10 protein-coding genes and 2 pseudogenes are annotated in these 14,105 nt (G+C 64.1%); 11 read left to right on the top strand and 1 reads right to left on the bottom strand.

Features of this window, described 5'->3' with window-relative positions:
* Nucleotides 1-266 precede the first annotated feature (266 nt).
* The 3 genes from NTX40_06195 to NTX40_06185 all read left to right on the top strand — a co-directional run bounded on the left by NTX40_06195 (nucleotide 267) and on the right by NTX40_06185 (nucleotide 4,642).
* Nucleotides 267-815: a hypothetical protein gene (locus NTX40_06195; GenBank protein MCX5648672.1), complete on the top strand. Its 549-nt coding sequence runs from the start codon at nucleotides 267-269 to the stop codon at nucleotides 813-815.
* An 80-nt stretch (nucleotides 816-895) separates the two neighbouring features.
* Nucleotides 896-1,195 carry a hypothetical protein gene (locus tag NTX40_06190; protein MCX5648671.1) on the top strand — a complete coding sequence of 100 codons (300 nt, stop codon included), beginning with the start codon at nucleotides 896-898 and terminating at the stop codon, nucleotides 1,193-1,195.
* Between the two features lie 1,893 nt (nucleotides 1,196-3,088).
* Nucleotides 3,089-4,642, top strand: a complete 1,554-nt coding sequence (locus tag NTX40_06185) for an endo-1,4-beta-xylanase (protein MCX5648670.1) — start codon at nucleotides 3,089-3,091, stop codon at nucleotides 4,640-4,642.
* Between the two features lie 296 nt (nucleotides 4,643-4,938).
* Here the strand turns inward: NTX40_06185 and NTX40_06180 are convergent.
* Nucleotides 4,939-6,016 (bottom strand): annotated as a pseudogene (locus NTX40_06180) (sulfatase).
* A 183-nt stretch (nucleotides 6,017-6,199) separates the two neighbouring features.
* Between NTX40_06180 and NTX40_06175 the strand changes: the two are divergent.
* From NTX40_06175 to pilM, 8 genes and pseudogenes are all read left to right on the top strand, one after another.
* On the top strand, nucleotides 6,200-6,658 hold the full coding sequence (locus NTX40_06175; GenBank protein MCX5648669.1) for a helix-hairpin-helix domain-containing protein: 459 nt from the start codon (nucleotides 6,200-6,202) through the stop codon (nucleotides 6,656-6,658).
* A gap of 68 nt (nucleotides 6,659-6,726) precedes the next feature.
* Nucleotides 6,727-8,706: an excinuclease ABC subunit UvrB gene (gene uvrB / locus NTX40_06170; protein MCX5648668.1), complete on the top strand. Its 1,980-nt coding sequence runs from the start codon at nucleotides 6,727-6,729 to the stop codon at nucleotides 8,704-8,706.
* Nucleotides 8,684-9,604: a carboxylating nicotinate-nucleotide diphosphorylase gene (nadC, locus tag NTX40_06165; protein ID MCX5648667.1), complete on the top strand. Its 921-nt coding sequence runs from the start codon at nucleotides 8,684-8,686 to the stop codon at nucleotides 9,602-9,604. The genes uvrB and nadC overlap by 23 nt, the downstream gene beginning before the upstream one ends.
* A gap of 25 nt (nucleotides 9,605-9,629) precedes the next feature.
* Entirely contained in the window at nucleotides 9,630-10,628 is a 999-nt protein-coding gene (locus tag NTX40_06160) for a biotin--[acetyl-CoA-carboxylase] ligase (protein MCX5648666.1), read from the top strand.
* A gap of 588 nt (nucleotides 10,629-11,216) precedes the next feature.
* A pseudogene (locus NTX40_06155) lies at nucleotides 11,217-11,312 on the top strand (prepilin-type N-terminal cleavage/methylation domain-containing protein).
* A gap of 782 nt (nucleotides 11,313-12,094) precedes the next feature.
* Entirely contained in the window at nucleotides 12,095-12,424 is a 330-nt protein-coding gene (locus NTX40_06150) for a hypothetical protein (GenBank protein MCX5648665.1), read from the top strand.
* Nucleotides 12,424-12,960, top strand: a complete 537-nt coding sequence (locus NTX40_06145; GenBank protein ID MCX5648664.1) for a GspH/FimT family protein — start codon at nucleotides 12,424-12,426, stop codon at nucleotides 12,958-12,960. Before NTX40_06150 ends, NTX40_06145 begins: the two co-directional genes overlap by 1 nt.
* A 20-nt stretch (nucleotides 12,961-12,980) precedes the next feature.
* The gene (gene pilM / locus NTX40_06140; protein MCX5648663.1) at nucleotides 12,981-14,090 is read left to right on the top strand and encodes a type IV pilus assembly protein PilM; all 1,110 of its coding nucleotides are present in this window, start codon (nucleotides 12,981-12,983) and stop codon (nucleotides 14,088-14,090) included.
* Nucleotides 14,091-14,105 lie beyond the last annotated feature (15 nt).

The following is a 14,105-nucleotide window of genomic DNA, read 5'->3' as shown; positions in this document are numbered from 1 at the left end:
GGTTCGCCGCCCAGTTTACCGGGCGCGTTTTGTGCCGTTCACATTTAGCCGCCCAGTTTACTGGGCGCGTTTTGTGCCGTTCACATTTAGCCGCCCAGTTTACTGGGCGCTGGGTTCGCCGCCCAGTTTACCGGGCGCGTTTTGTGCCGTTCACATTTAGCCGCCCAGTTTACCGGGCGCGTTTTGTGCCGTTCACATTTAGCCGCCCAGTTTACTGGGCGCTGGTGGAACCTGGTGGGGGGAACCGAGAGAGAAAGGGAACAACCATGAAACGGGGACTCGTGATCGGACTGGTGGGCGCGGTGCTCATTGCCGGGTGCGTGGGGACGGCGGTGAAGCAGGCGTATTACGGTGTGACGGGGGCGAGCGGCCGGTACTTCGAAATCAGGAACATGGGCGGCCCGACGAGCCTCCTCGCGTACCGCTCGGCCCAGGTGGAATCGTTCGACCCGTCGCCGATGCTCGGGGCGATCCCGAAGGACGTCGTGGCGTCGGTGCGGCCGGCGGTGGCGGCGAAACTCGCGGAACTCGATGCGTTCAAGACGGGCGGCGGCAAGCCGACCTTGCTCATCCGCGGAAAGTTCATGGATTACGATTCGGGCGGTTCGGCGCTTCGGGCGACCGGCTTCGGCGTGGACCCCTTCCTGACGGTCCAGGTGGAGATCGTCAACGCCGAGACGAAGCAGGTGCTCGGCGTCGCGATGGTGACGGGGACCGTGAAGAGCGCGGTGCGCGTCGGCCCGGATGAACTGGCCGAAGGCGTGGCCAAGGCCGTGAAGGGCCTCCTGGAATCCCACATGAAGAAGCCCGAGTAGCGCGCGGGCCGGCGCGGCGGTTGGGCCTGGAATTCACGCTCCACCCCGTGGCCGACCTCCCAAGGAGGCAAAAAAGTAGCATGTCCCCTTTTTGCCCCTGGACCCAAGACCAGTTTTCCCGCCTGAGACTCGACGGTTGGGATTGGCAAACCGGCACGCTCTTCTGCGATGTGTTCAACGGCTCGGACGCCACGCTCAGGAGCCTCACCTTCCGTGTGACGTTCCGAAGGAACGATATGGTCCAGGCACGCGATGTTCGCAGCACTTTTACCCCGCTCGGTGGTGGTTCCGGTCAAGCCGGTTCGTGGCAACTTGAAGCGGGCATCGAAGAGGAGGAGTTGATCAATGTGGAACTGATAGGAGCGGACTTCATCCATTAGAATCCTCAAACCCATCCATGCCAACAATGCCTGCCCATGACGGGCGCAATATCATTGCACCGCACGTTGTGATCCTGGGCGCGGGAGCAAGCCGGGCAGCCTTGCCCAAGGGAGACGCTTTGGGGAAAGTGCTTCCGCTAATGAGTGACTTTGTCGAGACGGTTGGACTTGGTCCCCTGTTGACTGAACATGGGATCCAGTGGCAGGGTGCCGATTTCGAATCACTTTACGACGACCTGGTTTCTTCGGGGAAGACCCCCGAACTCATCACCCGCTTGGAGGAAAGGGTCTTCAACTACCTTCATGACATTCGGCTGCCCGACAGGGCGACCCTATACGACTTTCTAATCCTAGCTCTCCGCAAGAAGGACTTGATAGCCACTTTCAATTGGGACCCGCTCTTGATGCAAGCCTTTTCGCGCAACGCCCACATTACGCAACCACCAGAGTTCGCGTTTCTTCATGGCAATGTCGCCTGCGGTGTGTGTCATGCGCACAAGTCTGTCGGGTTTTTCGGCCAGACCTGTCCAAAGTGTGGAAGACCCTTTGACAGATCTCATCTCCTTTACCCGGTTAAGCACAAGAACTATGAACAGGACCCCTTCATTGCTGGCGAATGGATCCGATTTCGTCACTTTCTCAAACACGCCTACATTGTGACTATCTTTGGATATAGTGCCCCCAGGACAGATTCAGCGGCGTGCTCGCTGATGCTCGAAGCATGGCGGGATAACCCGAGCCAAGAGTTGGGCCAAGTCGAAATCGTGGACGTTGGACACAAGAGGCAACTGAATCGGAGTTGGAGCGAGTTCTTCGTGCGACAGCATTGCGGTCTCACAAAGACGATCAACAGGTCCTTCTTGGGATGCTTCCCGCGTCGATCGTGTGAGTCATTGTATGAAATGACACTCATGTGTAACACTAGCCGAGCGCCGTCGACATTCCCCCGTCTTAGGAAGTTAGATACCCTCCAGGACTGGGGTCGGCCGCTGATTGAGGAAGAACGACGCGCCGAAGAATCCGGTGCAAGTCTGTTGCTACCTCACGCTCACGTAACTTAAGCCCCAAGTGGGGGGAATTCGGGGGACGGGGACTTCGGGGAACCCTATACTGCTTTCGGTTTTCCGATTTCTCCCTGTTCCTTCAAAGGAGCCCTTCGGGCCGGCGACAGGCATTTCCGGCCCCAATCCTGCTTTTCCCCCCTGCCTGCCACGGCGTAGTCCCGGCGCGCCGGGACTTCGGCGGACAAGTCGGATTTTGTCATTTCCCCCCCATCCCCCCTCTGCGTCCCTTCGACTGCGCTCAGGGCAAGCCTCTGCGATCTCCCTGGCAGGGCTACGGCCCCCCTGGCCGGGGTACGGCTCCGGCCGTGGCCCCCTGCCGTGAAGGCCGCGCAATTCCCGTGCCAAAACGGCCGAAAAAAAGTTATTAACATAAAGGTATGCACATGGCATGGATGGAAAAAGTGCGAAATTGGGCGCAAAAACCGGTAAAAACCGGTCAAAAACGTGCAAAAAGAGGGTAAAAAAGTCAAAATTTGCGCTAGCCCATCTTACCCAAGGCACCCCGTCCGCCGAAAAAACCCCCCGGACACCAGCGCCAGGGCCTATGGGTTCCAAAAAATCGCCCCAAAATACTCCCCAAAACTCGCGCCAAAAAGTTATCCACAATCCTCCTTCGCCCTGCGGGCTACGGAGGACAGGTCGCCGCCCGTAAGTTGAACCTCGGCGATGGGGAAGGTTTCCGCCCGCTTCCGCCTTCCCAAGTCGCCGACGCGCCAAAGCCGCTAGTGCCGGTTTTTCGATTGAGGGTCGCGTGTCGGCGGCCCTATAATGCGTCCCGGAGTTGGCGGAAAGCCCCAGCGGCTGTGACGAAGAGGAGGCCGAAGGTACCGTGCTTTCGTTTCGCGTGCTGATGGAGGGCAAACCGCCCGAGCGGCTCGATCTGGACCAGATTTACCTGACGAGCCTGGAAGGCCAGCCGATCCGCGCCCGGTTTCGCTACGTGCCGGACGAAGCGATGCTGTTTTGCGACCGCCGGGCCCAGGGCTTGGCGGCGCTGAACATTCCCTGGCCGGTGCAGGGCGCGGGTCGGCTGATGCTGCGGACCGCGCTCGTGCCCGATGCCGAGGAACCGTACCTCCTGCCCCTGGAACTCGCGCGGGGACGGGTCGCCGACGTCTGGCGCAAAAAGGACGAGTGGGGGTACGTTTACGGCGGTCCGACGCCCGGGTTCGAGGCCGAATTGAACGAAGCGAAGTTGCTGTTGGCCCGCGCCATGACGGCGCTGGACTCGGCCGTGGCGTCGGCGGCGTTGGCGGAGGAGGCGCTCGCCCAGGCCGTCGCGCTGGGCGAGAAACTGGCCCTTGGCGATGCGCACGTCGGCATCGGGATCCGGCGCGAGCGCGGCGACCTGCGGCGTGTCGATTTCGGATGCTACTGGGAAGTCTTCGGCGACCAGCCGCGCGTCCAGGAACGTTTCGTCGAAACCTTCAACTACGTCACCCTGCCGTTCACCTGGCGGCTGATAGAGCCGCGCGAGCAGGAGTTCCATTGGGGCTGGCACGACGGCTGGGTCCACTGGTTTGAGGCGAAGGGCATCGCCATCAAGGGGGGGTCGCTCATTCGTTTCGCGGAGCCCTATCTGCCCGACTGGGTGTGGATTTGGGAGAATGATTTCGGCGCCGTCCGCGACTACGTGTTCGACCAGGTGGAGCGCTGCGTGCAGCGCTATCGCGGCCACATCGACCACTGGGACGCCGTGACGGGACTCCACGTCGAGAACTGCATGAATCTTCCTCTGGACCGAGTCCTGGAACTGACGCGGGTGTGTGCCCGGGCGGTGAAGCGGACCGACCCGTCGGCCAAGGTGGTGCTGGACCTCGTGCAGCCGTGGGGCGAGTATTACGCGACGAACCAGCGTTCCATCTGGCCGTTCCACTACGCGGAAATGTGCATCAACGCGGGGGTGGATTTCGACGTGATCGGCCTCCAGGTGTTTCTGGGGACGGCCGGCGAAGGGTTCTATTGCCGCGACATGCTCGCCATCTCGGAGATGCTGAGCCTGTTCGGTTCGCTCGGCAAGCCGGTGCACGTGACGGCGGCCGGCGTGCCGTCCGCGTGTTATGCGGACGAGGCGGCGACCGTCGGCGGCCCGGCCCACCAGCCGGGAGCCGGGGGGGTGTGGCGCAAGCCCTGGGACGAGGTCGTCCAATCCGACTGGCTCGACGAGTTCTACCACATCGCCATTTCCAAGCCGTTCGTCACGGCCGTCTCCTGGCGCGATTTCTGGGACGAGCAGCCCCACGGTTTCCCCCACGGGGGGCTCCTGCGGAAGGACCTTCACCCCAAGATCGCGTACCGGAAACTGGTGGGCGTTCGCCAGGAAATCTGGCCGGCGGGCGGTCCTCAGGGCGGCGATACGAACGTCCTCTGGCCGGAACTCTAAACGCGGCCAAGACCTGCCGCTCACCCGATCCTCGTGAGGCGCGCGGCTTTCATGTGGCGACTTGGCCGGCGGGGGCATGCCTCTGGGTTGCGGTGCGCCAGGGCCATCGCGGCGGCGCCGGCCCCGGCGGCCTTCAGAAACGCGCGGCGGTTCAAGTTCAGGCTCCTCTGTTTTTTCAGGGTTTCGCGGGTTTGTAGTCGGGGTTCGGCGTGGGCATCTGGGCGCCGACGGTTCGCCGCCACTCGGCCAGCATCTTCTGGAGTTCGCGGGCCTTCTCTGGCATCGCCGCCGCCAGGTCATTCGCCTCGCCGAGGTCGTCCCTCAGGTTGTAGAGTTCGAGACGGCCGTCCTCGAAGTATTCGATGAGTTTCCAGTCGCCCGCGCGGACGGCGCCGCCGGGCAGAGTGTTGTGGTAATGCGGATTTGGGGGCCGCTTCGGCCCCGGCCCCGGCTATCTCGAGGATCGTGGGGAAGAAGTCGACGCTCGTCACGACCTCGTCGCAGATGGTGCCGGGCTTGACGACGCTTGGCCACCGGACGATCATGGGCTCGCGGATGCCGCCCTCGTAGAGGGTACCTTTGCCAGCCCGGAGCGGGGCGTTGGAGGTCGTGCCGGCCACGCCACCGTTGTCCGACATGAACATGACCACCGTGCGGTCCGCCAGGCCCAGCGCCTCCAGTTTGGCGCACACCTTGCCGACGCTGTCGTCCACGCTCTGGATCATGGCTCCATAGGTGGCGTTGCGCTGCCCGCTTGCCGGGTCGGCCTTGGCTTTGTACTTCTCGATGATTTCCTTCTTGGCCATGAGCGGCGAATGCACGGCGTAGTGGGGCAGGTAAAGGAGCCAGGCGGTCCGTCAGGTACTCGCCGTCCGGGGCCGACGGGATCGTCGGAATCCGGTATGGGGCGAAGTAACTGGGTGGCTGGCCCTGGTTCGTGCCTGCGAAGTTCAGGTCGAACCCCTGCTTGTCGGGCCAGTACGTCTCACTGCCCAGGTGCCACTTGCCGATGCTGGCCGTGGCGTAACCGGCGGGCTTCAGGGCCTCGGCTATCGTCACCTCTTCCAGCGGCAGGTACTTGGTCCAGTCGGGGATGCGCAGTTTGGCGTTCGGCCGCCCGTGCCCCGGAATCCAGTCCGTCAGGTGCAGCCGCGCGGGGTACTTGCCGGTCATGATGCTCGCCCGCGTGGGGGAGCAAACGGGGCAGGCGGCGTAAGCGTCGGTGAAACGCATGCCCTCGCGTGCGAGACGGTCGATGTTCGGCGTCTCGTAAAATTTTGTGCCGTAGCATCCGACGTCGCGCCAGCCGAGGTCGTCGACGAGGAAGAAGACGAAGTTGGGTTTCTTCGGCGGCGCCTCTTCCTCCTTCGCCATGGCGGAACGAGCCCACGCACCGGCCAGGTAGCCCAGCGTGCCGGCGGCGCTGCACTTCAGGAATGAACGCCTGTCGAGCCCGGTCATGTCGCTCCTCCCGGTTGCCCCGGTCGTAGGGGCAGGTATCTCTGGTGATTCTATGCCGCGCGCGGCACAGTTCAAGGGTCTTCAGCGGGTTCGGCCTTGTCCGAGCGGTCGGCGGCCGGCATAATGTCGCTCATGGCCGATTCATCTGAAACGCCGCCGCCGGAACCGTCGCCCCTCGTCGCCCGCGCCGAGCAGGTGGTGCTGGTCGTCCTCGCGCTGGCGGTGGTGGCGGGCGTCGCGTGGCGGGCGGCCGATTACTGGCGGATCGGCGCCGAGCCGATCGAGGTTGTCCCGCCCCCCGAAGGGCCGACCTTTCGCGTCAACGTCAACCAGGCCGACTGGGTGACGCTCTCGCTCATTCCCGGGGTCGGCGAAAAACTTGCGAAGGCAATCGTTGACGCCCGCCTGGCCTGCGGCGGGAAGTTTGAATCGCTCGACGACCTCAAAACAGTTCGCGGCATCGGCGACAAAATACTCGAGAAACTCCGGCCTTACCTTTTCCTGGGCGACCCCGACGCGGGGGATGAGCCCGTCGAGATGGTGGATGCCCCCTGAGGCCCGCTCCGTTGCCGCCTCGCCCCCTCTGTGCTATGATGCCCTCTTGCCGATAGGGGTTCCGGCTTATGGACCGCTTCGAACTGGTGTCCGATTTCGTGCCGAAGGGCGACCAGCCCGCCGCCATCGAGGCCCTCGTGGCGGGCCTGGAGGCCGGCAAACGGTTCCAGACGCTCCTCGGCGTCACGGGCAGCGGCAAGACGTTCACCATGGCCAATGTCATCCAGCGGGTCCAACGGCCGACGCTCGTCATCAGCCACAATAAGACCCTCGCCGCTCAACTTTACGGCGAGTTCAAGGAGTTCTTCCCTCACAACGCCGTCGCCTACTTCGTTTCCTACTACGATTACTATCAGCCCGAGGCATACATCCCGGCCCGCGACATCTACATCGAGAAGGACGCCTCGATCAACGACGACATCGACCGTCTGCGCCTCCAGGCCACCAGCGCGCTCATGAGCCGGCGCGACGTCATCATCGTCGCCAGCGTCTCGTGCATCTACGGCCTCGGCAGCCCCGAGGATTACGAGGGCATGGTCGTTTCGCTCGAGACCGGTCTGGCGATCGAGCGCGACGATCTTCTGCGGCGTCTCGTGGACCTCCAGTACGAGCGGAACGACATGGGTTTCGGTCGCGGCAAGTTCCGCGTCCGCGGCGATTGCGTCGACGTCCAGCCCGCCTACGAGCAATTCGCCTATCGCGTGGAATTCTTCGGCGACCGCGTCGACCGCATCGCGAGGATCAACCCGACCAGCGGCGAGATCGTCGGCTCCGAGAAGCAGGTCTTCCTGTACCCCGCCAAACACTTTCTTCTGCCCGAGGACCGCGTTGAGACGGCGTGCGTGCGGATTGAGGAGGAATTGACCCAGCGGCTCCAGGAACTCCGCCGCGGCGGCAAACTACTGGAGGCCCAGCGCCTCGAAGCCCGCACCAAGTACGACCTCGAAATGCTCCGCGAGGTCGGCTACTGCGCCGGCATCGAGAACTACAGCCGCCACCTCTCCGGCCGGGCGGCCGGCGAGAGGCCCTACTGCCTTCTGGACTACTTCCCGGAGGATTACCTCGTTTTTGTCGACGAGAGCCACGCCACCATCCCTCAGATCCGCGCGATGCACGCCGGCGACCGCAGCCGAAAAGTCGTCCTCGTCGAGCACGGGTTCCGCCTGCCCTCGGCCCTCGACAACCGGCCGCTGGAGTTTGACGAGTGGCTCGGGCTCGTCGGCCAGACCGTCTTCGTCTCGGCCACGCCGGGCGACTGGGAGATCGAGCGTTCGGGCGGCGAGGTCGTCGAACAGGTCATCCGCCCCACCGGCCTCGTGGACCCCGAGATACGCATCGAGCCGGCAGGCGGGCAGGTCGAGCACCTTCTCGGCGAAATCCGGAAGCGCGTCGAGGCCGGCCAGCGCACCCTCATCACGACCCTCACGAAACGCCTCGCCGAGGACCTTGCCGAATACATTCGCCGCGCCGGCATCAAGTGCGAGTACCTGCACAGCGAGGTCGAGGTGTTCGACCGGAGCGAAATTCTGCGGGACCTGAGGCTCGGCAAGTTCGACGCCATCGTCGGCATCAATCTGCTGCGCGAGGGTCTGGACTTGCCGGAGGTCAGCCTCGTCGCTATCCTCGATGCGGATCGCGAAGGGTTCCTTCGCTCGGAAACGAGCCTGTTGCAGACGATCGGCCGCTGCGCCCGCCACGCGAGCGCCCAGGTGGTCCTCTACGCCGACACCCTGACGCCGAGCATGCAGCGGGCCGTCGAGGAGACTCGCCGACGCCGCGAAAAACAGGCCGCCCATAACCGGGAGCACGGCATCAAGCCCGAAAGCATCCGAAAGGCGGTCCGTGTCGGCATCGAAGCCGAGGTCCAGGGCCGGCGGGCGGCACGCGAGGCCGTCCGCCTGAGCGAAAGGGATTTTGCGCGATCCGAACTCGTCCGCGAACTGGAAGGAGAAATGCACCGGGCGGCCGAACGCCTCGAATTTGAACGCGCCGCCCAACTCCGCGACCGCATCGAGGAAATCCTCCATGAAACCCAAACGTCCCATTAGCACGATCCCCACGGATCGCCTCAAAGCCCGCGCCCTTGAAAGCCTCCAGCCCCTCCTCACGCTTTCTCTCGACGAGGACATCGGCCCCGGCGACCTGACGACCGACGTGCTCATCGACACCGAGGCCGAGGCCGACGGCCGCGTGGTCGCCTGTGCCGACGGCGTCGTCGCCGGCCTCCTTTTCGTCAAGCCCATTCTGCACCGCGTTGACACGCGGCTCCGATTCAAACCCTCCGTCCGGGACGGGGCGCGCATCCGCGCCGGGCGGACCCTCGGCCGCATCACGGGCCCCGTTCGACCCATGCTCACTGCCGAACGCACCATGCTCAATTTTCTCCAGAGCCTCTCGGGCATCGCCACCCTGACGCGCAAGTACGTGGATGCCGTCAAGGGCACGGGGGTCGTGATTCTCGACACGCGCAAGACCACTCCCGGCTGGCGGTATATCGAGAAGTACGCGGTCCGCGTCGGCGGCGGCATCAACCACCGCACGGGCCTCTATGACGGCGTTCTCATCAAGGACAACCACCTGGCCATCCGTTCGCCGAACCACGTCGGCGAGACGGTGGCGGAACTCATCCGCGAAGCGCGGGGACGCGTCTCGCCCGAAATCCCCATTCAGGTCGAGGTCGAAAGCCTCGATTACCTCGAAGAGGTTTTGCGGGCGGCGCCCGACGTCGTCCTGCTGGACAACATGCCGGTCGAACAACTCCGCCAGGCCGTGGTCCAGCGCGACCGGCTTTTCGGCGACGCCGGACCCGCCCTCGAAGCCTCGGGCGGCATCAACCTCTCCAATGTCCGCGCCGTCGCCGAAACGGGTGTCGACCGCATCAGCGTCGGCGCGCTGACGCACAGCGCCCCGATCCTCGACATCTCGCTGGAAATCCAGCGGAGGTAAGACGGCGCCCTCCGAAAGGACTATCGTGGACCCGCGAGTTTCCTTATCGCTTCGGCGAGGGCACGGCCAATCGATTCCGCCGGCGGATCTGGCGGCGGCGCTGGGTCTGGCGCCGCACCGCCTCGCCGAAGCCGTCCACGACCTTTCGGAGGTCGGTTTTGTCGTCGAGGCGCACCCGATGCTCGGCCTGCGTCTTGTCGGCGCGCCGGCCGGCCTCCTGGCGGAGGAATTGGCGTGCGAACTCGCGGTGAATCGCGTCGGTCGGCACATCGAGTGCGTCGAGGCGACGGCTTCCACGAACGACCTGGCGTGGGAAACCGTCGCGCAGGGGAGGGACGCCTCCGACGGCCTGGCCATCTTTGCGGAACATCAGACCGCGGGCAGGGGACGCCGCGGAAGCCGTTGGCTCGCGCCGCCGCACACGGCAATTCTTTGCTCCGTTGTACTCTGGATGCCGCGCGCGGGCGCCGCTCCGGCCCTCCTGACGCGCGCCGCCGCCGTCGCTGCCGCCGAGGCGATTGAAGAACAGTCGGACCTCACGGCCGGCATCAAGTGGCCGAACGACGTTGTCGTCGAGGACCGTAAAGTGGGCGGCATTCTGGTCGAGGCGCGACCGGCGGCCGAAGGCACAACCGCCGTGGTGATCGGTATCGGGCTGAATGGCTCGCAGGGGCCGGAGGCGTTCCCGCCGGATATGCGTCCGTATGTCGCCAGCCTCGCAATGCTTGGGGCCGAGGTCGACAGGACGTTGCTGGCCCGGTCGCTCCTGGAGCGGTTGGATCGTGTGTGCGGCGGTGCGGATTGGGCTGATGAAAACGAGGATGTTCGGCACGAGGCGGCCAGGCGCTGCCGAACCATTGGCCGACGAATCACCTTGGCCGAGGGAGGAGAGGTCTACGAGGGGGAGGTGGTGGACCTGGATCCCGACTATGGGCTTATTCTGCGTCTGGCGGACGGGAGCCAACGGCGGTTCGGGACCATGACGAGCCATGTGGTTTCCGGAGGTCGGGCGGGGGCTGGTTGAAAAATCGGTCGAAAAGGGCGGCTGTGCCGTGTCATGCCGCGCGGATTCGGAACAGGTGCCAGCCGAGGGCGTGACACTGTAACTGCCTATTCTGTAAAGGCTTATGGTAGTTCTGGCGACGGAACCGCCGGGTATGGCTTCTTGGAAGTTTGACAGAAGCCGACCGGCGGCTATACTTTTTGTGTCAGAAAGGCCTGAAAGCGGGACCGGAAGAGCGGCCCTGTGTTTTTGGGAAGAATGGTGAAGATGGGAGGTCTGGAGTGACTAGGCAATTTTTTCTGCAGGTCGTTGAGAGTTCGGCCGATAAAGGTTCCGTAACATCGAATCTTTGGACGGACAGGGGAATAATGATGAATACGGGACTTTCTGAGGCAGGCAGGCGGCAAGAACGGCAACCGGCCCGTCGTGCCGCCACCCGGTTAGCGGCGCCCTGGAAAGGGGTGAGAAACGGTTCGAGCGCCGCACGTGCGTGTTCAGGCTGACCGTCGCCACGCCCGTACGGGCTCGTGGGCGGTGTCACGAAGGGCCGGAAGACGAAACGAATTCAAGAAACCCTGAAGAAAGAACGGAGCGCAAGGAGGATTGGCAATGAACCGTATCGCAAGAAAAGGCTTTACGTTGGTTGAAATTCTGATTGTCGTGATCATTCTGGGCATCTTGGCCGCCATCGTGATCCCGCAGTTTACCGAAGCGTCGGGCGAGGCCCGCGTGTCCAACCTCATGACGAACCTCCAGACCATCCGCAGCCAGTTGCTGCTCTACAAGACGCAGCACCTGGAAAACCTGCCGGCGTCGGCTGCGGGCCAGGACGGCGATGACTTTGCCGACCAGATGACCCAGTACACGGACGTGGACGGCGCAGTCAGTGCGACGCCGGACAGCGACTTCCCGTACGGCCCGTACCTGCAGACGATCCCCGTGAACCCGGTTTCCGGGTCCAATACGGTGGTGGTGGAGCCGCTCGCTGCGAACGGGTTCACGGTTCCGGGGGCCGACGGCGGGTGGTGGTTCAACAGCGCGTCGGGTCAGTTCCGGGCCAACCTGACGGACGCCCGTACGGCCACGGACGGCACGACGAAGTTGAACGAACTGTAGGAAAACGCTGTGGGTGCGCAGCGGTGACCGCCAGCCTCTTCGTGTAGGGGCGAAGAGACACTGGGCTCGAGGGCAGAGACGCGCGGTGCGTCGGCTGCCCTCGGGTTTTTTTTAAGGGCCTGAATGGCGCTCACGCAAGATTGGCGGTGTCGTGGCGGGATGCTCAACGGGGGTCGTGGAGGCTGTTTAGGTCCTGAGGGCTCAGCAGTGCGAACAAAGGGCAACAGGACACAAATCAGGCCCCCGAATCGCTTAAGACCTCAGCGGAAGGATGCCGATAAAGACAAAGACCACGTGCGGAAACGACTATGCGCTGCGCGCGTTTTTTAGGCCCCTTGGTGTCAAGGTGGGAAGCATAGGGAGGCTAGACAATGCTCGCGAAGCAATTGGACACGATCTCGCAGGGCCTGATTCTCATCGCCGTCGTGCTGGCCGTCATTGCTATGGGCGTGTGGATGCGGTCGGACGGAGTGGAGTCGCGAGCCCATGCGGGGACGGCAACGACGACGGCAACAACGACAGATCGTTCGGTGGCCGGCATTCCCGACTCGGGTCGCCAGCGGGAAACGATGATCGAGGAACTCAGGAAACTGAACGATCGCCTGGCGGCCATCGAGGAAGGGCTGAAGGAAGGCCGCTTCCAGATTCAGACGCTCGTGCCGAAGGACGGCGGCGCGAAAGAAGCCGGAAAGGCGCGGTGATGACGACGGGTAGGGAAGACGTGCGAGAACCGGCGTACACGCTGGCCGAAATGGTCGTGGTGGTGTTGGTGTTGGCCATCGCGGCCGCAATCGTGATTGGCAGTATCGGCACGACGAAGGACGCGCAGGCGATCAGTGCGGCGCGGGTGCTGGCGTCGGATATGGAATTGGCGCGGAACCTGGCAGTGACGACGCAGGTGAAGCACACGGTGCTGTTCAGTTCGGACCGGCAGTCGTACAAGGTGGTCGCGAATTACACGGGCACGGGCGGCGGGTATGCGCTGGCGACAGCCGTCGAGCACCCCGTGCGAGCGAAAGAGCTATTCGTGGTGACGTTGGCGAGCCTGAACGGAATGGAGTCGGTCGTGGTGGGACCGGTGAGTTTCGGCGTCGGCGGCGAAACCTATGTGACGTTCGACGAGGAGGGAGTTCCGTCGAACGGCGGCTCGGTCACGCTTCGGTCGGGCGGGACCGGGATGGTGATTTCGGTGGCGACGCTGACGGGCGCGGTTTCGGTGGAGCGGACGGCGGAATAGCGGAACGGGGAAGCGGAAACATGGGGAAGGTGTTGCCCATCGGGCTGGATATCGGGGGCGCGACGGTCCGGATGCTGCAACTGGCCGGGAGCGAACGGGATCTGCGCGTGATCGACGCCGCCAAGTTTCCCATCCCTCACGAGGTGAAGGCGGACGCGGTTCTTCGGCGGGAGGTGGTGGTGGAAGGGATCCGGCGGGCGTTGAAAGCCCACCGGTTCCGGCGCCGCGAAGCAGTCATGTTGCTTTCGGCGGAGCAGGTGGCGATCCGCAGCATCCGCATGCCGAAAATGCCTGAGAAGGAACTGGCAACGGCGGTGAACTGGGAGGCCCAAAACAAGTTTCCGTTCGACACGGCGACGGCGGTGATTCAGCACGTAAGGGCGGGAGAGGTGCGGCAGGGCGACCAGGTGTTGGAAGAGGTCATTCTGTTTGCGGCGCCGCGGGCGGAGGTGGACCGGCAGATTGAGATGGTGCGGGAAGCCGGGCTGGAAGTCATCAGCCTGGACGCCGAGTGCTGCGGAGTGTTTCGCGGTTTCGAGCGGTTTCTCCGGCGGCGTGAGGATGAGGGCGTCGTCAGCGCGTTCGCCGACATCGGCGCCCAGACGACGGTGGTGATCTCCCGCGGGCGGGACATGGTGTTCGTCAAGTCGATACCCATCGGCGGGGCGGTCTTCAACCGCGCCGTGGCGGAGTGCCTGGAACTGGCGCCGTCGGAAGCGGAAGCGCTTCGCCGGCGCACGGCCAAGCGAAACCGTGAGGCCGTCGAGGCCTCCGACCAGACGGACCAGGTGCGGCGAGCGGTGACCGACGCGATTCGGCCGCACATGGAGGATCTGGCGAAGGAGATCGGCTTGTGCCTCCGCTATTATGCCGTCACGTTTCGCGGGGACCGGCCGGACGCCATGGTATTCACGGGGGGCGAGGCCCACGACCCGGCGCTGCCGGCGGCTCTCGGCGAGCGGCTGAACATCCGGACCGAGGTCGGCGACCCGTTCCGCGGCGTGCGGACGGACCAGTTGGGTCCGGTCCTTGACCGGCGCGGGTGCCGCAGCGAATGGGCGACGGTCTTCGGTCTCAGCCTGAAGGGGTTTTACCTGGCGGACGGCCTGGAAACCGGTCTGGCCGCCTGAGGGAGCGGGAGCCCA

Source organism: Planctomycetota bacterium (assembly GCA_026387035.1).
Taxonomy (GTDB): Bacteria; Planctomycetota; Phycisphaerae; order FEN-1346; family FEN-1346; genus JAPLMM01.
The sequence above is the reverse complement of the archived record's forward strand: the minus strand, read 5'-3'. Positions and strand labels throughout refer to the sequence as shown.